This window comes from Phenylobacterium sp. (assembly GCF_004799515.1).
In the GTDB taxonomy this organism is placed as follows: domain Bacteria; phylum Pseudomonadota; class Alphaproteobacteria; order Caulobacterales; family Caulobacteraceae; genus Phenylobacterium.
In genome coordinates this window covers 78,965-98,081 of record NZ_SSMX01000026.1, presented here as the reverse complement: position 1 = coordinate 98,081, position 19,117 = coordinate 78,965, and the positions used below count along the sequence as shown (strand labels likewise).

Genomic DNA, 19,117 nt, shown 5'->3' with positions numbered 1-19,117 from the left:
TTTTGGGCGTCAGCCGCCCAGCCGCGCGCCGCTGACGATGGCGGTGTGCCCGTTGCGGTTGTGCTGCCAGGCTTCGTCGCCCGTGCCCGGATCGATCGGATGCTCCTTGCCGTAGGAGACCGTGGCGATCCGCGCCGGCGAGACGCCGTGGGCGGTCAGGAAGGCCTTCACCGCATTGGCGCGCCGCGCGCCCAGGGCGAGGTTGTATTCCTCGGTGCCGCGCTCGTCGCAATTGCCCTCGATACGCACCTGCACCGCCGGATAGCGGGCGAGCCACGCGGCCTGGGCGGCGAGCAGCGGCTGGGCGTCGGCGCGCACGGCGAATCCGTTGAGGTCGAAATAGACCCGGTCGCCGACATTGACGACGAAGTCCCGCTCCGACCCCGGTAGCGGGTTACTTGTGACCGGCGCAGGCGGTGGCGCGGCCGGCCGGGGCCGCGCAACTGGCGCGGGTGGCGGCGGCGCGGCGGCGGCCACCGTCGGCGCGGGCTTAGGATGCGAGGCGCAGGCCGCCAGGACGGCGGCGAGCAAGGGCGCCAGCACGGGGGCCGAGGCCGGTTTGAACGAACGGGTGAACGCCGGGCCGCGAGGCGCCATGTAAGTCTCCAGATCTGCCGGCTCCACGCTGAAGCCAGATGTCCTTCTCTATATCATTATGTGATATATAAAAACGCCTTTTCGTGAAAGTCAGGCAGACCCGCTTGTCGAGGCAAAAATATCATGCCACGATACAAGTGCCGGCACGGATTGGGAGATCGGACCGGCAGGGAGGGTTCGCGGGATCGATGATCGGTCGCCGGGTCTGATGGCTTGGCCCTGGCGGTCGCGTCGCCCGAAAGCTGGCGCCGCGCCTGTCGCCAGCCGGGCGTCCAGCGGACCCTCCACACCTGCGGGGCGGCGGGATCAGGGGTTGCCTCAGGCCCGACCGACAGGCCTGATCCTGGTTCCGCCGCTTCCCTTTGGCCTTCCGGCCGCCGCGAACGGTGGCTGACCGCTTCGCGCGGACCCCGTAGAGTGAGGCGATGGCGCTCGATCCGGACCGATTCCAGGCGCTCGCGGGCTTTCGCCACGCGCTTCGGCGCTTCCTGGCGGCCAGCGAGGCGATCAGCAAGGCGGCCGGCGTCACCCAGCAGCAGTATCAGGCCATGCTGGCGATCTCCGCCTGGCCGGGCGGATCGATGAGCATCAAGGATCTGGCGGAGGAGCTGCTGCTCACCCACCACGCCGCGGTGCAACTGGTCGACCGCCTGGCCAAGGCGGACCTGGCGCAGCGCTCGCCCTCGACGGTGGACCGCCGCAGTGTGGAACTGGCCCTGACGCCGGGGGGCCAGGCGTTGCTCGAGCGGCTGGCGACTCTGCACCTGGAGGAGATGCTGAAGCGCAAGCCGGCGCTCACCGCCTCGCTGCGCCGGCTGCGGCCGATGGAGTCCGACGGCGAGTCGGGCCCAGAGACGCTCTGAAAGAGGGCGGCTGAAGTGGGTGGGGAGAGAACGCCCCGGCCGAGGTGTGACGGCTCTGACCGGGGCTAAGTCTCGCGCCGGGACTGGAGACCGGCGAAGGCCCGGTCACGCCAATGACGCAGCCGGAAGCTACACCCTAGCACCGCCTTGAAGACTCGCCAAATTGTCTGAGTCGGATACCGCACACAGGCCGCCGGCGCCGAACGGCGCGGCCCTGAACGCTCTCCTACGTCAGGGCCGCGCACGGCCGGCGCAGTACGGCTTGGGCTCTGAACATACTGCGTTGCCCGTGCCCGCACGCCTCAGGTTGGCGTGAAGGTCGCGGTGGAGACGGCGCCGCCGCGCCGCATCCCTAGGTCCTCGCCCCGAAAAATGAGCAGGACCCCCAAAAATCAGTAGGCGGCGAACAGGGTGACGCCCAGCGTCCGCGGCCGTTGCGGCGTCACCTGCTGGATCAGGTTCGGGTTGAACGGGTTGCCGAAGGCGAAGGTGTCCCCGAAGGCGTTGGTCGGGTTAGTCACGAAGACCTGCAGGCCGATGGCGTTGCGGCGCACCTCGGCGACGAGCTTGGTGCGCACATAGCCGCCCACATCGGGGAAGGTGTTGTCGAAGTTGACCCGCGAGCGGCCGACATAGGTGGCCTCGCCCGTCAGCCGCATCCGCCACTCGCCGCTCAGGATCCGGTCATAGTTCAAGACCCCGCCGCCGGAGCTGGCCGGCGCGTCGGGCAGGCCGTTGACGATGCCGGAGATGAAGCCGGGCTGGGCGTTGGTGATCCGGGTGCTGGCGAAGCGAGCGTTGAGCTGGGCGGCGAACCCGCCGCCGATCCGCCAGGCGAGCGCCGTCTCCAGGCCCAGGATCTCGGCGTCGCCGGCGTTGGTGGTGAACGGGATGCCCGAGGGCCGGAACTGGTCGGTCTGGATGTCCTTCCAGAGGTCGTAGAACAGGGCCGAATTGAGGGTCAGCCGATCGTCCAGCAGCGCGAACTTCGCGCCGACCTCGTAGTTGGTCAGCTGGTCCGACCGATAGTTCGCCTGCGACGCCGGCAGCGGCACCGCGCCGCCGGAATTGACGCCGCCGGTCCGCGCGCCCTGCGACATCACCGCATAGATCATGTCGCCAGCGGAGAACTGCCGCTGCAGCGACACCTTGGGCGCGAAGCCATCGAAGTTGATGTGGCGGTCGAGGCTGCGCGGTTCGAACCGTTCGGAGACCACATCCGAGGTCGTCCGCGTCTGGATGGAAAAGGCGCGCCCGCCGACCGCAAGCGTCCATTCCGGCGCAATCTCCAGCGAGGCCTCGCCATAGATCGCGACCTCGTCCACCTGATCGCGGCGGTCGTCGCCATAGACCGGCACGCCTTGCGGGAAGAAGGAGAACTGCGCCAGGAGCGCGCTCGGCGAGTGCTCGGCGGTGGTGGAGCCGTAGAGGCCGGCCAGCCACTGGAACCGGCTGGCGCCGCGCGAGGTCAGGAAGATGTCCTGCACCACCATGGTCGTGCGCGTCTTCTCTGAATAGGCCGAGGTCTGGGCGACGGAAGTGTAGAGGTCCTGCACCGCGGTCGCGTCGTAGAGGCTGGCGTAGTCGTGGCGCACGACGCCGGTGGACGAGGTCAGATCGCCCCAGCCCCAGGACTTCTTGGCGCTGATCGTCACCAGGCCGATGTCGTTGTTGTGCGGCTCCAGGATCCGGTTGTCGCGGGTGAGCCCAAGGCCCGGCGAAGTGTACTGGGTGTCGTCGGCGCGCAGGTGCTGACCGGCGACGGTCAGTTCGACGCTCCAGTCGTCCTGCGGCTGCAGCAGGAAGATCGACCGCCCGCCGAAACGCTCCGTCCGGTTGGCGTTGTCCCGGTTCAGCATGACGTCGTTCAAGTAGCCGCCGTCCACCTCGTCGTAGCCCGACAGGCGCACCCCGGCCACGTCATGCCAGACGGGGATGCTGAGATAGCCCTCGACGGCGCCGCTGGGCGCACCATGCTCGGTGGACGCCCAGGTGCCGCGCACCTCGTCGGCGAAGCTCTCCAGGTCGGGCTTGCGCGAGACGATGCGGTAGAGGCCGCTGATGAACCCCGCCCCGAAAAGGGTGCTTTGCGGCCCGCGGGCGATCTCCACCCGGTCCACGTCCACCAGCCGCAGGTCCGGATCGGGGGCGTTGTAGTTCAGCGGGATGTCGTCGAGATAGGTGGCCACCGTCGAGCGCGCGCGGCCGGTGAAGGAGCCGTCCGAGAGGCCGCGCAGCAGCAATTTGTCGCGCCCCGCCCCGAGGTTGGTGGACAGGATTTCGAGCTGGGCGGCGCCGTCTGAGGCGTCGGCGGCGCCGGTGGCCTGCAGGTCTGTCCCGCTGACCGCCGTCACCGAGACCGCCAGCTGGCGCGGGTCGCGGACGCGTTTGGTGGCGGTGACCAGGAGCTCGGAGACGGACGCGGGCGGCGCGGGCGCGGCGCTGGGGGCTGGCGTCCGGGCGACGGCGGAGATCGCCACCGCGCCCGGCGCGATCATCTTCCAGCCGCAGGGCGCCTGGACCAGGAGCTGATCCAGCGCCTGTTCCACCGTCATCGCCCCTGCAAGGCGCGCCGTCGAGGCGCCCTCGCAGGCGCCCGCGCCGATCAGGGTGACGTTGGCCTGCTGGGCCAGGTCGAGCAGGGCCTCGGAATAGCGCTTGGGCTCGATGTGGAAGGTGACGCGCGGCGAGGCTTGCGCCAGGCCGCAGAGGCCGGACGCGGCGACGCCAACAGCGATGCCGGCGATAAACGCCCTCCCCCCACGATTAGACAGTTCCGCCCCCGAATCCGACCCCTACTTCCGCAGGAGCATCAGTCCCTTTCCGGAAGGTACCGTCCTGATCGGTAGCATCAAGCTCAGTCGCGACATGACCGCGTGCGGATTGTCGAGGACGATGACCCCGGTGATCGGCAGCTTGGCCAGGGTCGGGTCGGCGATCTCGGTCTGTTCGATGAATTGGCGGTTCAGGTCCGCCACCACCTCGGAGAGCGGCTGGGCGCGGTAGACCAGCCGCCCGGCCCGCCAGCTGAAGGTTTCCTGCGGGTCGACGGCGGTGAGCCGCGCGGGGCCCGCGGGGTCGGCTTCAAAGCGTTGACCGGGCCCGAGTTCGACCGGCCGGCCGGGGCCGCCGGCGTCGGCGCTGATCGCCACCCGCCCACGGGCGACCGTGACGGTGAGCTGGCCGTCGCGGGCCTTGACGTCGAACTGGGTGCCGATATCCCGCACGTCGCGTCCGGCCGCCCGCACGACGAAGGGCCGTTTGGCGTCGTGGACCACGTCGAAGATCGCCTGGCCCTCGGCGAGCGTCACGCGCCGCTGCGCGCCCGAAAGCGAGACGCTCAGGCGGGACTCGGCGTCGAGGTCGATCACCGAGCCGTCGCCCAGGGCGATCCGCTGATGCTGGCCCTTGGCCGTCGTATAGGTCTTGGCGACCGCGAGGTCGGCGGCCGGCGGCAGCACGGCCAGCGCCAGGCCGGCGGCCAGGGCCGCGCCCGCCGCCACGGGCAGCCAACGCCGCATGGGCAGTCTCGCGCCAGAACGCCGCGCCGCGCGGCGCGGCGCGGCGGAGGGCGTCGACCAGGCCGGCGCGGGCGGGACGTCGAGGTCGGCGCTTTCGCCGTCGGGGAGGCCGTCAAGCTCGGTGAGGATGTCGTTGGCGCGGGCGCCGAACTCGTGCCAGAGCGCCAGCGCCGCGCCATAGGCGGCGCGGTTGCCGGGCGCGGCGTCCAGCCAGGCGTCGAAAGCCAGGCCGTCGCCGCCGCCCGCCCCGTCGTGGGACAGCCGCGCGACCCAGGCTTGCGCCTCAGCCTCGGCTCGATCCTCTCGCGACGGACTATCGGTCATTGGCTCGCCTGCCCGCTCCACCCCGGACGCGTGGAACATGATGAGAGACGGCGCCGCGCGCCCGCATCCCTAGGTTGGCCGATGATATGCGCCCCGCTCATCGGCGCAGCCGCTCAGCGAGCCGGCGCATGGCGCCCGCGATGTGCTGCTCGATCATCTTCTGGGAGACGCCCATGACCTCGGCGGTCCTGGCCTGGGTCAGGCCCTCCAGCTTGTGCAGCTGGAAGGCGCGGCGCATCTGCGGCGGCAGGGTCGCCACCGCCTCGGCGAGCTGGCGCGCGCGCTCGGCGGCGATCAGGGCCTCGTCGGCGGCCGGCTCGCTGACGATGTCGAGGCCGCCGAGCGTCTTTTGCGTCTCGCTGCGCCACTGGGCGTTGCGTCGCGAGGCGCGCTGCAGGCTGCGAACCTCGTCCACCAGGAGGTTGGCGGCCATGCGGTAGAGCAAGGCGACCGGCGCGCGGACCTCCGCCTCAGGGTCCATCGCCGCCACCTTCAGATAGAGGTCCTGCACCAGGTCCTCCGCAGCCGCCATCGATCGCGCCCGGGCCGCCAGGAACAGCACCAGGTTCTCCCGCTTTTCCAGGAAGGCCGCCAGAAGCGGATGGGCGCCCGCGCGCTGCTCGAAAGGCCCCGACGAGGCCAAGGTATTCCCCCCAAAAGCTCTCACGGCTTGCGCGCCAAGTCTGCGGCAGGCCGGCGCAGCGGGGAATAGCCTACCTTGTCGCGGCGCGCGCCTGCGATCCTAGTAGTCGGCCTTCAGGGACAGGTAGAAGACCGCCCCGTGGCCGCCGGAAGTCTCCCAGGTCGGCCCGGCGGCGGCCAGCAGCGACCAGTGCTCCACCAGCTTCCAGGTGACGCCGAAGTCCAGCGTGGTGAAGCCGCCGCCGTCAGTGCTGTCGTCCCCCTGGGCGAACAGCTCCGCGCCCAGCGACAGCCGCTCGCTCATCGTGCGGTTCAGCGCGACGCCACCCTGCCAGAAGCTCCGCTGCCCGGCGCCGGGGTTGATCTGATAGCCGCCGCCGCCGAACACCTGCCACGGTCCGAAGTCCTTTTCCGCCCACACCGGCAGGAGCAGATTGAGGTGATCGCCGCCGAACAGGCGGTTGGTGGGGATGAACACCCGGGGGAAGAGGCTCACGTCCGGGGTCCAGCTGTCGTCGGACTGGTGGAGGACCTTGTACTTGGCGGCGAGCTCGATCACCCCCGCCCCGGCCTCAAGGCCCTTGCTGGAAAATCCGTTCGGATTGTCGAAGGTGAGCGGCAGGACGGCGGTGAGCTGCAGGTCCTTGGCGCCGCCATAGTTGATGTCGAGCCCCGCCTCGCCGTCCAGGCCGTCATGGCCGCTGACGCCCATGACGAAGTTGTAGATCTCCCAATGGCCGGGGTCGGTGGGCTGCGGATCGTCGGTCAGGTAGGGCGGCCCAGCCAGCGCCGAGGCCGGCGACAGCATCGCGGCCGCGGCCGCCAAGCCCGCGCAGCACCTTGCGAAAACACAACTTGAACTCGCCGGCGCGGCGGCGAAGGTGGCCCTCCATTGCGACCCGGGAGCCGACCTTTGCCACCAGCACCGCAAGACCGAAGCGCGCTGCACGACGCCCTGAGCAAGGCGCCCCAGGCCACCCTGATGTTCTGGCTGGTGAAGATCTGCGCCACCACCGTGGGCGAGACCGGCGGCGACGCGGTCTCCATGACGCTGAAGGCCGGTTATGCCGTCGCGACCCTGATCTTCCTGGGCTTCTTCGTGGTGACGGTCACCGCCCAGATCGCCGCGCGGCGTTATCACCCGCTGATCTACTGGCTGGTGGTGGTCGCCACGACCACGGTCGGCACCACCACCTCCGACTACATCGATCGCACCCTGCATCTCGGCTACGTGAAGTCCTCGGCCATGCTGCTGGCGCTGGTGATCGCGGTGCTGGTCGTCTGGCGCCTGATCGCCGGCCGGATCGCCTATGACCGGATCACCTCGCGGCGCGATGAGGTGTTCTACTGGCTGACCATCCTGGTCTCCAACACCCTCGGCACGGCGCTGGGCGACTTCACCGCCGACGACACCGGCCTGAACCTGGGGTTCGAGAAAGGCGCCCTGCTGTTCGCCGGCCTGATCGTGGTGGTCGCCGTGCTGCATCGCCTGCGCTGGTTGCCGCAGGCGGTGCTGTTCTGGGCCGCCTATGTGCTCACCCGCCCGCTGGGCGCGACGCTCGGCGACACCCTGACCAAGCCGCACGCCCAGGGCGGTTTCGAGTTCGGGCGCATCACGGCCACAGCGGTGATCGCCGCGGCCATGATTGTGCTGGTGCTGGCCTCGCCCAAGCTGCGCCGCCCGGCCGAGGTCGGCGGTCACACGTCCTGACGCCATGGATCAGGGCGCCGGGATCAGGGCGCGGGCTCGAAGATCATCAGCTTCAGCGTGCCCGGCTTGATGCGGGGACGCTGACCCGGCTGGGCGGGCGGATCGGTGTCGGCGGCCAGCACGAATAGCCGTCCGGTCGCCGGGTCGACATCCATCGTCCGGCCGCTGGGTGAGGTCGTGACCGGTTCCAGCGCCTTATAGTCGTTGGGCGAGGTCTGCTGGTAGACGGTGATCGTCCCGTCCAGCCCGTTGGAGCTGAACACCCGTTTGCGCTTGGGATCCCAGGCGATGGCGTCGCTGCCGCGCCCGATCGGCAGCTTGGCGACCACCGCGCCGGTGTCGGAATTGACCACCATCAGCTGGCTGTTGATGCAGCCCATGAACAGGCGGTGGCCGGCGCGGTCGAGGGCCAGGCCGTGCGGGCTGGTGCAGTCGGGCGTGGGCCAGCGGGCGGTCACCGTATTGGTCTTGGCGTCGATCTTCAGGAGGTCGCGCTTCTCGTTGCCGGCCACATAGATCGTGCCCGCATCGTCGCTCGCGCCGTATTCCATCTTCTCGCCGGCCTTGATGGTGGCGGCGACCTGGTCGGTCTTCGGATCGATGACGGTGATCGTCCCCGGATCGCCCTCGATGATGAAGATGTGGCCGGTGGCCTTGTCGGAGGTGATCGCGTCGGCGTCCTTGTCGGCGGCGATCTGCTTGGTGACCTTCAGGGTCTTGAGATCGAAGGCCACCGCCTGGCCGGCCTGGCCGTCGTCGGTGAAGCCCTGCCCGGTCTTGGCCGAGATGCCCGTGCCGTGCGTCCCGCCGGGGATGCCCATCACCTGGCCGACGAGCTCGCCGGTGCGGGCGTCGACCACCGCCACCCGGTCGCCGTGCGCGGCGTAGACGCGGCCGGTGTCGGCGCTGAACACCACATAGTCCCAGCGGTCCGGCGCGCCGAGCGGCACGCTGGTCTTCAGCGTATAGGCCGGCGCCGCCAAGGCCGGAGCCGCCGCGCCCGCCATCAGGATCGCCGCAAGGCTCCCGGCCCAAAGTCCCTTCGACATACTGCCCTCCGCGGCGAATTGATTGTGTTGACGCCCTCATGGTGAAGCCGGGCCGTGTTCAGCATTAGGATCGATGATCGAAGCCGTCAAATCTGCAAATCTAAATACCGGGAAATATACCTTGCAATTTCGCAAGATACGCCCAGCGTCATCTATTTGTAGAAAGCGGGCGCCTAAGATACTTGGCGACGCCTTGCCCGGCCCCCTCGATTCCAGGAGACGAACATGCAATTCCGGTTGTTGGCGGCGGCCGCCGCGGCGAGCGCATTGACCGGCTGCGCGAGCCTGTCCGGACTGGGAGCGGCCGCCTCGGGGCCGGCGCTCGAGGGCGTGCCGCGCTACGACCACATCCTGGTGATCGTCGATGAGAACAAGGACTACGAACAGATTCTGGACCCCGCGGCCGCGCCGAACATCGCCCGGCTGGCCGCCGACAACGGCAACGCCACCCGGTTCTACGCCGAGGTGCACCCGAGCGAGGCCAACTATGTCGCCCTCCTGGGCGGCGACACCTTCGGCCTGCACGACGACGACGCATTCTACTGCCAGGCGGGCTCGACGCGGACCATGTGCGATGGCGCAAAGGCCCCAGGCTACGCCGACCACACGGTGCGCGCTAAACACCTCGGTGACCAGCTCGCCGCCGCCGGCCTGACCTGGAAGGGCTACTACGAGAGCCTGCCGGAGCCGGGCTCGCTCGCGGTCACCGCCAGCGATCCACGCTACGACAACGGCACGCGCAAGACCGCGCTCTACGCCTCCAAGCACTCGGGCTTCATGAACTTCGCCGACGTGCAGGACGATCCGCGCCGGCGCGAGCGCATCGTCGACTTCGGCCAGCTTGACCGCGACCTGGCGGCTAGTCAGGTCCCCAGCTTCGCCCTGATCGTGCCCAACCAGTGCAACGACATGCACGGCCTGCACGGCGACGGCGTCCCGGCCGACTGCGACGGCGACGCCAAGGCGGCCCTGATCCGCCGCGGCGACGCCTTTGTCGGCCAGCTGGTCGGCCGCATCGAGGCCTCGCCGATGTGGGCCAGCCGCCAGAACGTCGCCATCGTCCTGACCTTCGACGAGGGCTCCGGCAAGAGTCGGCTGGGCTGCTGCGGCGTGACTCCGGACGCGCCGTCCAACTTCGGCGGCGGCCACATCCCGACGATCGTGATCACCAACCACGGCAAGGGTGCGGTGGCCGACGAAACGCCCTACAGCCACTACTCCCTGCTGCGCACCATCGAGGACGCCTTCGGCCTGAGCGAGCACCTCGCTCATGCCAACGACACCAGCGCGGGCGTGCAGCCGATGCGGCCGCTGTTCGCCCTGCGCTGACGGCGCCCCGGCCTTAGAAGCGGGCCTTGACGCCCGCTTCGTAGGTCACGTCGTAGAACTCCCGCTGGATCGGCCGGTCCGGGCTGCCCTCGTAGTAACGCAGCGGCGTGTTCAGGAGGTTCTTGGCGTTGAAGTAGACGCTCCAGTTGTGGGTGATCTGATAGCTGGAGGTGAAGTCCAGCGTCAGGCGGTCGTCCTGGATCGTGTCCAGCGCCTTGTCCCCGCCCAGGCCGAACAGGCTGTGGCTGACATATTCCGACGACAGGCGAAGCTGGATGCCGTGGGCCTCATAGAAGCCCGCCAGGTTCCAGGTCACCTTCGAGGTGCCGGGCAAGAGGCCGTACTGGTTGGTCCCGGTGATGCTGGTGGCCGCGTCGTATTCCAGGATGCGGGAATCCACCAGGGTCAGGTTCGCCTCGACCCCCAGGCCGTCGAACGGCCCCGGCAGGAAGTCGAATTTCTGGTGGTAGGCGAACTCGGCGCCGCGGGCGTAGGCCGAGGAGATGTTCAGGAAGGTGGTGACGTCGGCCAGCTGTCCGGGCGCCAGCGGATCGTTGTTCACCCCATGCTGCACGCGCGGCACGATGTAGTTGGAGAACTCCTTGTCGAAGAGCCCGGCCTCGATGATCCCGCCGTTCGGCAGGTAGTACTCGATGGACAGGTCGAAGCTGTCGCCGGTGATCGGCTTCAGGTTGGGGTTGCCGCGGTTGATGATCACCGGGCTGTTGGAGAAGTCGACCGAGGCGGCGGCGGCCACCTGCTCGAAGCCCGGCCGCGAGATGCCTGTGGAGAAGATGGCGCGCGCAATCAGGTTCGGGGCGATGGTGTACTTGGCCTGCACCGTCGGGAAGACGTTGGTGTAGTTGTCCCGCCGTGTGAACAGCTCGGCGCTGTTGTCGCCCGCCGCGTCGGTGACGTTCTGATAGGTGGTGTACTTCGCCTGGGTGGCCTCCACCCGCGCGCCGGCCAGGAAGTTCCATTTGCCGATGTCGGTCGAGTACTGGAGGTAGCCGGCGTAGATGTCCTCGTCGGCGGTGAAGAAGCCGGTGGTGTCGAGGTCGTTGGAGATCGTGCTGGCCTGGCCGTCGAGGATGCCGCGGATCGCATAGCGGTTGATGAACGGCCCGTTCGGGTAGAGGCCGTTGTAGTAGGTGTTCGCCGGCCCCGAGGCGTCGGCCAGGTTGAGGGTCGGGTCGACGATCCCGTCCCAGATGTAGGGATTGACGGTCTTGTCCCGCAGGCGGACCTCCACGCCCATCTTCAGGCGGTCGGAGTCGTTGATCCAGTGCGTGGCGAGCAGCAGGTTCGCCGCGTAGGAATACTCCTCGTCGACGTCGTGCTCGTCGGAGTTGGTGATCGAACTGAGGTTGTAGGCGCTGGCCGTATTGGGGTTGAAGCCGGACGGGTAGCTGAAGGTCGGGAAGTTCCCGTCGCCGGCGTTGTTGTAGGCCACCGATGTGGTCGGCGCGACAAACTTGGCGCCGATGTTGTAGCCCACCGCGAAGGTCGCCCGGCTGTAGGCGGCGTGGTAGTCGACTTGGTTGTCGTCCCAGCGGTCGCGTCCGCCCACCACATAGACCTGGTTGCGGTGGGTCTCCTGCTCGTCGGTCAGCGTCTCCTCCGGCGTGGCGGTGGCCAGGAAAGCCGAGCCGCCGGGCGCCGTCGGCACGCTGCCGTCCGCCTGCTCGGCGCCATCCAGGTTGCGCAGCAGGTAGAAGTTCTTGTGCACCGCTTCGGTATAGCCGGCGATGCTGGCGCGGACGTAGTAGGTGTGGTCGTCGTTCGGCTCGAAGTCGAACTCGCCGCCGTAGCCGAACCGCCGCCGATGGTAGTCGTAGCGGCGGAAGTCGACGCCGCTGAACGCCTTGCCCTGGATGCCGGCGTCGGCCTTGGCCGGGACGCTGGTGTCGTCGATGTAGCTCTCCTCCAGGTCGTCGACGGCGCGTCGGTCGTCGCGGCGCGAGACGTTCAGCACAAAGGAGAACGGGGTGGGATTGGATAGCCAACCCACCCGCGCCGGCGCCTTTTCGCCGACGCCTTCCACGATCAGGCCATGGTCGCCCAGGCCGAAGCGGGCGCCGAACGCCAGCTCTCCGTCGAACGGGCCGGTGTGGCCGTGCAGCGGCTCGTAGCCCCAGCCCAGCGTGCCTTCCGCGAACGGCTCGGTGATGTGGGCGGCTGAGCGCGGGGTGAGCTCGACGCTGCCGCCGAGGCCCTCGCCCTCCTGGTCCGGCAGGCGGGTCTTGGTGACTACGATGCCGTCGATAGCGCCGGTGGGGATGGTGTCGAACTCCACCGCCCGGCCGCCGCCGCCCGCCGCGGTGCCGCCGGCGTTGGTGTTCAGGAGCACCACCCCGCCATAAGTCGCCCCGTTCAGGTTGGCGTCGATGCCGCGGATGTTCACGAAGCGGCCCTCGCCGGTATCGCTGGACAGCGACACGCCGGGGATGCGGCCCAGGGCCTCGGCGGCGTTGAAGTCGGGGTATTTGGCGATGGTCTCGGCCGACTGCACGTCGATGATGTTCGGCGCTTCCTCCTGCCGTGCGCGGGCCTTGTCCTCCTGGCGCGGCGCGGTGACCACCACTTCGTCGACCGGCGCCGAAGACGGGGCCGCCGCGTCAGCCATGGCCGCCTGGGCGAGCGCCAGCGCGCTTACGGAGGTGATCAGGCCCACGGAAAAGCGAAGCGAAGTCATTCGGAGCCCCCCAGAATTCAGACAGGCCGGCGCCCGACATCGCGACGCGGCAGGGGGAGCCGTGACATGAGCGCGCTACGCTTTGATGGTATTTGTCGGATGGAATTGTTTGAACGCTTGCGAAATTGCAAGGCTTTGAGGCTTCTCGCCTCGGGATCACTCTGATAAATCAGCTTTCGACCGGAGGTGTGAAATCTCCGACGTAAATCCTTCAGGGATATTTCTTGAATATACTCATTATCGAGGATGATCTGCAAACGCTCGAATTCGTCCGCGGCGGGCTGGCGGCGCGCGGCCACGCGGTCGAGGCGGAGGCGGACGGCCGGGCCGGCCTGCTGCGCGCCTGCGAGCGCGGCTACGACGTTCTGGTCATCGACCGCATGCTGCCGAGCTTGGATGGCATGGAGATCCTGAAGGCCTTGCGCACCTCCAGCGTGGACACCCCGGCGCTCCTGCTCACCGCCATGGGGGGCCTGGCCGACCGGGTGGAGGGCCTGCGCGCCGGCGCCGACGACTATCTGGTCAAACCCTTCGAACTCGACGAGCTGGAGGCGCGGCTGGAGGCGATTGGGCGCCGCCCGCCCACCGCCGCGGCCCACGCGGTGCTGCGCAAGGACGGCATCGTCCTCGACCGCCTGGCCCGGCGCGTCGCCGTCGATGGCGCCCCCGCCGACCTCACCGCCAGCGAGTTCGCCATGCTGGAGATGCTGATGCTCAACGCCGGCCGGCCGGTGACCAAGGCTATGCTGCTGGAGGGCGTCTTCGACCTGCCCGCCAGCGCGCCCGGCCCGATCATCGAGCCGCACATGAGCCGGCTGCGCGCCAAGCTGGTCCGCCTGGGCGCCGCCGATCCCATCCGAACCCTCCGCGGCGTCGGCTACTCGATTGCAATCCCTTAGACGCCTCCTGGCCTCGGCGAGCTTCCGCCTCGCCCTGCTGCAGACGCTGCTGTTCGTCGCCGCCTTCGCCGCGGCGGGGCTATTGGCGTTGACGGCCGTTCGGCGCGCCGAGCACCGGGCCGCCCATGCCGAGATCGAGGAGTTCGAGGACGACATCACCGATCGGCTGGTCCAGGACGGCGTCGCCGGCCTCATCGCCCGCAGCCGATCGCATCGCCACGACCCCGCGCGGGCCTTCCGGCTGGAGGACGCGCAGGGCCACCTGCTGGCAGGCGACCTTGCGCCGCCGCCCGGGCCGCTTCCCGCCGCGCCGAAGTTCTGGATCACCTACAGGGCGCAAGATCCCGCGCCGCCAAACCGGTCGCTGGGCGAGGTGATGGCCTACAGCCGGCCCGAGCCGGGTGGCCAGCGTCTGATCGTGGGCGAATATCTGCGGCTGCGGGCGCAACAGGACGACGCGACCCTGCTGGCCGCCGCCGGTCTCGCCGCCGTCGTCGCGGCGCTGGGCATGGCGGGCGGGATGTGGGCGGGCCGCAGCGTCCTCCGGCGCGTCGACGGGATGGTGCAGTCCATCGAGCGCTATTCCGCCGGCGATCGGGCCGCGCGGATTGCCGCCGCCGGCCAGGGCGGCGCGGAGCTCGACGAGCTGGGGACGGCGCTCAACAGCATGATGGACCGCGAGAACCGGCTGGTGGAGGGCCTGCGCCAGGTCTCCTCCGCCATCGCCCACGACCTGCGCCGCCCGCTGGCGCACCACAACCAGGAGATCGCCCAGGCGCTGGCCGGCGCCCGTACGGCGGCCCATTACCGCCGGGCCCTGGTGGGCGCCTCCGCCCGGGTGGATGAGGTGCTGGAAACCTTCCAGGCCCTGCTGCACATCGCCGAGCTGGAAGCCGGCGCGCCAGGGCTGGCCCTGCAGCCGGTGAACCTCGACACCCTCGCCGCCAAGGTGGTGGAGGCCTATGCGCCCGGCGCCGAGGCGGCGGGCCGGTCCCTGCATTTCTTTCCCGGCGGCGGCGCGGCCACCATCGAGGCGGAGCCGCGCGTCCTGGGCGAGGCCCTGGCCAACCTGATCGAGAACGCGCTCACCCACACGCCGCCCGGCGCGCGCGCGGAGGTCCGCGTCGAGGCAGAGGGCCGCCGCGTAACGGTCAGCGACGATGGCCCGGGCGTGCCCGCGGCGCTGCGCGGCAAGATCTTCCAGCGCTTCTTCCGGGGCGACGCCAGCCGCTCGACGCCCGGCAGCGGCCTGGGCCTGGCGCTGGCGCTGGCCGCGGTCAACGCTTTCGGCGGTCGGCTGACAGCGGAGGATGCGCAACCTGGCCTGCGGATCGTCGCCGATTTCAGCGGCGCGGCGGCGGACTAGGCTTTCAGGAACAGGCCCACGGTAAGCGCGATCCCGATGATGACGACGAGGATCCGCAAGGCGCGCTCGTTGACCCGGTGCAGCAGACGCGCCCCGATCAGGCTGCCGAGGATCGCGGCCACGCAGGCGACCGCGGCGGCGAACCAGTGCACCTGGCCGGAGAACAGGAAGACCAGCACGGCGGTCATGTTCATGACGCCCGCCAGCACGTTCTTCGTCGCGCCCGCCGAACGCATGGCCATGCCGCTCAGCGCCAGGGCCGCCAGCATCAGGAAGCCGATGCCGCCGCCGAAGTAGCCGCCGTAGATGGCGATGCAGAACTGGATGACGCCAGCTGCGACCGGGCTGATCTTCGGGCCCTCCGCCGACGGCTTGCGGCCGAAGCTGCCCCAGGCGAAAGCCGTCGTCGCGAACAGCACCAGCCAGGGCACCAGGTGGGCGAAGAAGTCGCTGGGGGTCAGCAGCAGCAGGGCCGCACCACAGGCCCCGCCCGCCAGGCTGAGGATCACCAGGGTCCGCAGGGACAGGCCCTCGGTCCCGCTCGCCGACTTGCGCCCCACCCAGCCGCCGGTGACCTGGCCCGGGAACAACGCCACGGTGGAGGTGATGTTGGCCGCGCGCGCGTCCATGCCGCTCAGCATCAGGGCCGGCAGGGTCAGGAACGAGCCGCCGCCGGCCAGCTGGTTCTGCACACCGGCCCAGAACGCCGCCGCGGCGAGCACGGCGGTGTGCAGGGCGAAGCCGGAGTCGAGGGGCATGCGGCGGACCTGGCGGGCGCGCGGAAAGGGCCGCGGCGCAGCCCGTTTAAGGCGCCGGAGACGCCGCGCACAGGCCTTTCGCCTTCCCGGCCGACGCCCTTGCCGCTCGCCGCAAAAGCGGCCAGCCTCCCCGGCGCGGCAGGACGCCGGGGCGCGGGACGAGGCACATGGATTTCGAAACCCTGAGACGAGAGTCCGAGGCGCCGGTGACGGCGACCCGCGACCAGATCGACTCCACCGCCCGCGATCTCTCCGCCGCCTTCGTCGACGACCCGCTGCTAAGCTGGTTCATGCGCGCCGACGCCAAACGGCACGCCGCGCGCGAGCGGTTCTTCAAGGTGCTCCTGAAGGAGGTGGCCTTCCCGGACGGGCGGCTGCAGCGTCCGGCCGGCGGCGGGGCGGCGGCGGTCTGGATCCCGTCCGAGAACCTGGGTCCGCAGCCGCTGCACCGCGAGCTCCGCGGCCTGCCCATGCTGCTGAACGCCAGCGGCCTCGGCCGCTTCCCCCGCCTGCTCGCCCTGCGCTCGGCGATGGACGCGGCGCACCCGATGATCCATCCGCACGAGTACCTGTGGTTCCTCGGCGTGACGCCGGAGGCCCAGGGACACGGCGTGGGTTCGCGGCTCCTGAAGGCCGAAACCGACCGCCTCGACTCCATCCGCCGCGCCGGCTTCCTCGAGACCGCCACGCCGCGCAACGTGCCGCTCTACCAACGCCACGGATTCCGGATCATCGCGGAGTATCGGCCAGGGTCGGATGGCCCAACCTGCTGGGGCATGTGGCGCGATCCGGCGCCGGCGGCATGATCGCCTGCTACGCCGACCGGACCTCGCTGGCGCCCGGCGAGCGCTTCAGCCTGCACGCCTCGGCCGACCATGGCCCCTGCCGCCTGGAACTCGCCCGGGTCGGCGCGGCGCGCGAGACGGTGCTGCTGCGCGAGGGCCTGGAGATCGGCGCGCATCCGACGCCGGACGACGCGGACCGCAACGGCTGCGGCTGGCCCGCCGCCGCCGAGATCGAGGTCGGGGCGGATTGGCGGAGCGGCTACTACGACCTGGTGCTGACCGACGCAGCCGGCGACAGCGCCCACCACTTCATCTGCGTGAAGGCCGCGCCCGCCCGGCGCCGGCGCATGGTGCTGGTCCTGACCACCAACACCCTGCACGCCTACAACTACTGGGGCGGCGCCAGCGCCTATTGCGACGTCGAGGCCCTGATGTCGCGCCGCGCCAACCTGGCCGAGGCCATGGAGGGCGCGATCGGGGTGCTGTCCGCCCAGCGTCCGTTTCCACCCCTCTTGCTGGCCGCACCGCCGGACATGCCGCGGCTGGTCAACCTGGAGAAGCGCGGCTTCGAGCAGAGGCCCTGGGCCGGCGCCGATCCGGCCTGGTCGCGCGCCCATGGCCAGTCGCCTTACGACGGCTCGGCCGGCTACCTCAACAAGTGGGAGCACGTCTTCGTCCGCTGGGCGGAGGCTCAGGGCTACGAGTTCGACTACCTCACCGACTACGACCTCGACGCCGACCCGCAGGCGCTCAAACCCTATGACGTGGTCCTGCTGGTGGGGCACAGCGAGTACTGGTCGGGGCCGCAGCGCCACCAGGTCGAGGCCTGGGTCGACGCCGGCGGGCGGCTGGCGATCTTCTCCGGTAACACCGCCTTCTGGAAGGTGCGCTGGGAGGATGAGGGCAAGACCCTGATCTGCCACAAGTGGAAGGGCGAGACCGCCGAGAAAGTCCCTCCCGGCGAAGCCACGCACCTGTGGTCGCATCCGATGTTCGCCCGTCCGGAAGCCGAGGTCACCGGCCTCAGCTTCATCTTCGGCGGCTACCACCGGCTGGGCCTGTGCGCCGCGCGCGGGGCCGGCGGCTACACGGTCTATCGGCCGGACCACTGGGCGCTCGAGGGCGCCGACCTCTACTGGGGCGACGTGTTCGGCGACCAGGTTCCCTTGCTCGGCTACGAGAACGACGGCTGCCCCGTCGCCTTCGGTTCCGACGGCCTGCCAACGCCCGTGCCGACGCTCGGCGTGCCGCAAGACCTGGAGATCGTCGCCATGGCGCCCGCCGCCTTCGCGGAATCGCCCAGCCCCTACCGGCCGCTGATCCCGCCCGAGCAGCTCGACGTGGTGGCGAAGATCGCTTTCGGCGATGACAGCCCGGAAACCCAGGCTCGCGTCCTGCGCGGCCATGCGGTGATGGCGAGCTTCCGCCGAGGCCGGGGCGAGGTGTTCAACGCCGGGACCACCGAATGGGCCCACGGCCTCGCCGCCGCCGATCCCTTCGTCGAGCGGATCACCCGCAATGTGCTGGAGCGGTTCCTGGCGGCGGCCCGCTAGGCGCGCAACGCCTGCGCCACCCGCCCGTGGAACCAGAACAAGGCGCCCTCGTGCGTGGGCGAGAGCACGCCGTGCTGGAAGACGCCGGCGTCGAGGTTCTGCTGCACCCGCTCGTTGATCCAGGCGTCCTCCTCGAAGATCCGCTCGGCGTTCAGGATGGCGGCGTCCACGCTCGGGTCTTCCGGCTCGTGGAGGAACAGGTGGTCAATGACGGTGCGGTCCGGCCCTTGCGGCCGCATGTGCTCGAGCAACAGTACGCCGCGATAGACCGACAGGCCGATGTTGGGCCACAGCCAGGCCCACAGGGTGTCGGCGGCGCCCTGCGGGTTCGAGGCCTCGAAGAGGGCCACCTCGCCCTCCACATGCACCTCGTGGCGCTGGGCGCCGGCCTCCGCGGCCAGGGCCGGATGGATGCCCTCGTCGTGATAGCCGTCGAGGTAGTTCTCCACATAGACCTTCCAGTTGCAGGCCACCGGATGGCTGTCGCGCACTCGCGCCGTGCGCCGCGGCTGGTCGCCCAGCCGCGCGTCGAGGGGCGCCAGCGCCTCGGCCAGGGCGCCCGCGTCCGGGTCGAGATTGACGAAGACGAAGCCGCGCCAGGTCTCCACCCGGATCGGGAACAGCCCGAAGCCGTCCGGATCGAAGCCGTCGACGGGGCCGAAACCCGTGGCCTCTCTCAGCCGCCCGTCGAAGCCGTAGCGCCAGGCATGGAAGCGGCAGACGAACTCGCCGTCGCAGCGGCCCTTGGCCTCGCCCACCAGCGGCCCAGCTCGGTGGCGGCAGACGTTGTGGTAGCCCTTTAGCCCGCGCGCCTCATCGCGCACCACCATCACCGGATAGCCTGCCAGGACCTCGGCCAGGTAGTCGCCCGGCCGCACCAGATCCGCCTCAAGGCCCAGGAACTGCCAGCTCCTGGCGAAGATCGCCGCGCGCTCGGCCTCGAACACGGCCGGGTCGCGGTAGAGGTCCACGTCGGCCGTCATCGGTGGCGTCGGCATGTCTCGTCTCCGTTGGTCCCCGGCAGC

Annotated in this window: 16 protein-coding genes; 7 read left to right on the top strand and 9 right to left on the bottom strand. The window is 69.9% G+C overall.

Going from position 1 to position 19,117, the window contains the following annotated elements; all coding sequences use genetic code 11:
* Window positions 1-9: 9 nt before the first annotated feature.
* Entirely contained in the window at window positions 10-597 is a 588-nt protein-coding gene (gene pal, locus E8A49_RS09975; protein WP_293379948.1) for a peptidoglycan-associated lipoprotein Pal, read from the bottom strand.
* A gap of 425 nt (window positions 598-1,022) precedes the next feature.
* Here pal and E8A49_RS09970 point away from each other — a divergent pair, with 425 nt between their 5' ends.
* Window positions 1,023-1,460, top strand: coding sequence for a MarR family transcriptional regulator (locus E8A49_RS09970; RefSeq protein WP_293379945.1), 438 nt, complete (start codon window positions 1,023-1,025; stop codon window positions 1,458-1,460).
* A gap of 392 nt (window positions 1,461-1,852) precedes the next feature.
* On the opposite strand, the gene E8A49_RS09965 is transcribed toward E8A49_RS09970, so the two are convergent.
* From E8A49_RS09965 to E8A49_RS09950, 4 genes are all read right to left on the bottom strand, one after another.
* A complete protein-coding gene (locus E8A49_RS09965) occupies window positions 1,853-4,015 on the bottom strand; it encodes a TonB-dependent receptor (protein ID WP_293379942.1) in 2,163 nt (720 codons plus the stop codon).
* Window positions 4,016-4,255: 240 nt separating this feature from the next.
* Complete coding sequence (locus E8A49_RS09960) at window positions 4,256-5,305, bottom strand: FecR family protein (protein WP_293379939.1); 1,050 nt, start codon at window positions 5,303-5,305, stop codon at window positions 4,256-4,258.
* 97 nt (window positions 5,306-5,402) lie between these two features.
* A complete protein-coding gene (locus tag E8A49_RS09955; RefSeq protein ID WP_293379936.1) occupies window positions 5,403-5,948 on the bottom strand; it encodes a sigma-70 family RNA polymerase sigma factor in 546 nt (181 codons plus the stop codon).
* A gap of 99 nt (window positions 5,949-6,047) precedes the next feature.
* A complete protein-coding gene (locus E8A49_RS09950; protein WP_293379933.1) occupies window positions 6,048-6,773 on the bottom strand; it encodes a hypothetical protein in 726 nt (241 codons plus the stop codon).
* 87 nt (window positions 6,774-6,860) lie between these two features.
* On the opposite strand from E8A49_RS09950, the gene E8A49_RS09945 reads away from it, so the two are divergent.
* The gene (locus E8A49_RS09945) at window positions 6,861-7,658 is read left to right on the top strand and encodes a hypothetical protein (protein WP_293379930.1); all 798 of its coding nucleotides are present in this window, start codon (window positions 6,861-6,863) and stop codon (window positions 7,656-7,658) included.
* Between the two features lie 23 nt (window positions 7,659-7,681).
* On the opposite strand, the gene E8A49_RS09940 is transcribed toward E8A49_RS09945, so the two are convergent.
* Window positions 7,682-8,707: a DUF5074 domain-containing protein gene (locus E8A49_RS09940; RefSeq protein WP_293379927.1), complete on the bottom strand. Its 1,026-nt coding sequence runs from the start codon at window positions 8,705-8,707 to the stop codon at window positions 7,682-7,684.
* A 225-nt stretch (window positions 8,708-8,932) separates the two neighbouring features.
* Here E8A49_RS09940 and E8A49_RS09935 point away from each other — a divergent pair, with 225 nt between their 5' ends.
* The gene (locus E8A49_RS09935) at window positions 8,933-10,036 is read left to right on the top strand and encodes an alkaline phosphatase family protein (RefSeq protein ID WP_293379924.1); all 1,104 of its coding nucleotides are present in this window, start codon (window positions 8,933-8,935) and stop codon (window positions 10,034-10,036) included.
* A gap of 13 nt (window positions 10,037-10,049) precedes the next feature.
* Here E8A49_RS09935 and E8A49_RS09930 read toward each other — a convergent pair whose 3' ends face one another.
* Entirely contained in the window at window positions 10,050-12,731 is a 2,682-nt protein-coding gene (locus E8A49_RS09930; protein ID WP_293379921.1) for a TonB-dependent receptor, read from the bottom strand.
* Between the two features lie 224 nt (window positions 12,732-12,955).
* Here E8A49_RS09930 and E8A49_RS09925 point away from each other — a divergent pair, with 224 nt between their 5' ends.
* The gene (locus E8A49_RS09925; protein WP_293379918.1) at window positions 12,956-13,630 is read left to right on the top strand and encodes a response regulator transcription factor; all 675 of its coding nucleotides are present in this window, start codon (window positions 12,956-12,958) and stop codon (window positions 13,628-13,630) included.
* Window positions 13,617-14,996, top strand: a complete 1,380-nt coding sequence (locus tag E8A49_RS09920; RefSeq protein WP_293379915.1) for a HAMP domain-containing sensor histidine kinase — start codon at window positions 13,617-13,619, stop codon at window positions 14,994-14,996. Before E8A49_RS09925 ends, E8A49_RS09920 begins: the two co-directional genes overlap by 14 nt.
* Here the strand turns inward: E8A49_RS09920 and E8A49_RS09915 are convergent.
* Window positions 14,993-15,754, bottom strand: coding sequence for a sulfite exporter TauE/SafE family protein (locus tag E8A49_RS09915; protein ID WP_293379912.1), 762 nt, complete (start codon window positions 15,752-15,754; stop codon window positions 14,993-14,995). The two genes, E8A49_RS09920 and E8A49_RS09915, sit on opposite strands and share 4 nt — an antisense overlap.
* Before the next feature lie 167 nt (window positions 15,755-15,921).
* Between E8A49_RS09915 and E8A49_RS09910 the strand changes: the two genes are divergently transcribed.
* Both E8A49_RS09910 and E8A49_RS09905 read left to right on the top strand, forming a co-directional pair.
* The gene (locus E8A49_RS09910; RefSeq protein ID WP_293379909.1) at window positions 15,922-16,560 is read left to right on the top strand and encodes a GNAT family N-acetyltransferase; all 639 of its coding nucleotides are present in this window, start codon (window positions 15,922-15,924) and stop codon (window positions 16,558-16,560) included.
* Window positions 16,557-18,092, top strand: a complete 1,536-nt coding sequence (locus tag E8A49_RS09905) for a DUF4350 domain-containing protein (RefSeq protein WP_293379906.1) — start codon at window positions 16,557-16,559, stop codon at window positions 18,090-18,092. Before E8A49_RS09910 ends, E8A49_RS09905 begins: the two co-directional genes overlap by 4 nt.
* Here E8A49_RS09905 and E8A49_RS09900 read toward each other — a convergent pair.
* Window positions 18,089-19,090, bottom strand: coding sequence for an aromatic ring-hydroxylating dioxygenase subunit alpha (locus E8A49_RS09900; RefSeq protein ID WP_293379903.1), 1,002 nt, complete (start codon window positions 19,088-19,090; stop codon window positions 18,089-18,091). The genes E8A49_RS09905 and E8A49_RS09900 overlap by 4 nt on opposite strands.
* Between the last annotated feature and the right edge of the window lie 27 nt (window positions 19,091-19,117).

Excerpts from the sequence above, each read along its gene's own strand:
- pal (WP_293379948.1), bottom strand. The coding sequence starts at position 597 with ATGGCGCCTCGCGGCCCGGCGTTCACCCGTTCGTTCAAACCGGCCTCG.
- E8A49_RS09970 (WP_293379945.1), top strand. The coding sequence starts at position 1,023 with ATGGCGCTCGATCCGGACCGATTCCAGGCGCTCGCGGGCTTTCGCCAC.
- E8A49_RS09965 (WP_293379942.1), bottom strand. The coding sequence starts at position 4,015 with ATGACGGTGGAACAGGCGCTGGATCAGCTCCTGGTCCAGGCGCCCTGC.
- E8A49_RS09960 (WP_293379939.1), bottom strand. The coding sequence starts at position 5,305 with ATGACCGATAGTCCGTCGCGAGAGGATCGAGCCGAGGCTGAGGCGCAA.
- E8A49_RS09940 (WP_293379927.1), bottom strand. The coding sequence starts at position 8,707 with ATGTCGAAGGGACTTTGGGCCGGGAGCCTTGCGGCGATCCTGATGGCG.
- E8A49_RS09935 (WP_293379924.1), top strand. The coding sequence starts at position 8,933 with ATGCAATTCCGGTTGTTGGCGGCGGCCGCCGCGGCGAGCGCATTGACC.
- E8A49_RS09930 (WP_293379921.1), bottom strand. The coding sequence starts at position 12,731 with ATGACTTCGCTTCGCTTTTCCGTGGGCCTGATCACCTCCGTAAGCGCG.
- E8A49_RS09915 (WP_293379912.1), bottom strand. The coding sequence starts at position 15,754 with ATGCCCCTCGACTCCGGCTTCGCCCTGCACACCGCCGTGCTCGCCGCG.
- E8A49_RS09910 (WP_293379909.1), top strand. The coding sequence starts at position 15,922 with ATGGATTTCGAAACCCTGAGACGAGAGTCCGAGGCGCCGGTGACGGCG.
- E8A49_RS09905 (WP_293379906.1), top strand. The coding sequence starts at position 16,557 with ATGATCGCCTGCTACGCCGACCGGACCTCGCTGGCGCCCGGCGAGCGC.
- E8A49_RS09900 (WP_293379903.1), bottom strand. The coding sequence starts at position 19,090 with ATGCCGACGCCACCGATGACGGCCGACGTGGACCTCTACCGCGACCCG.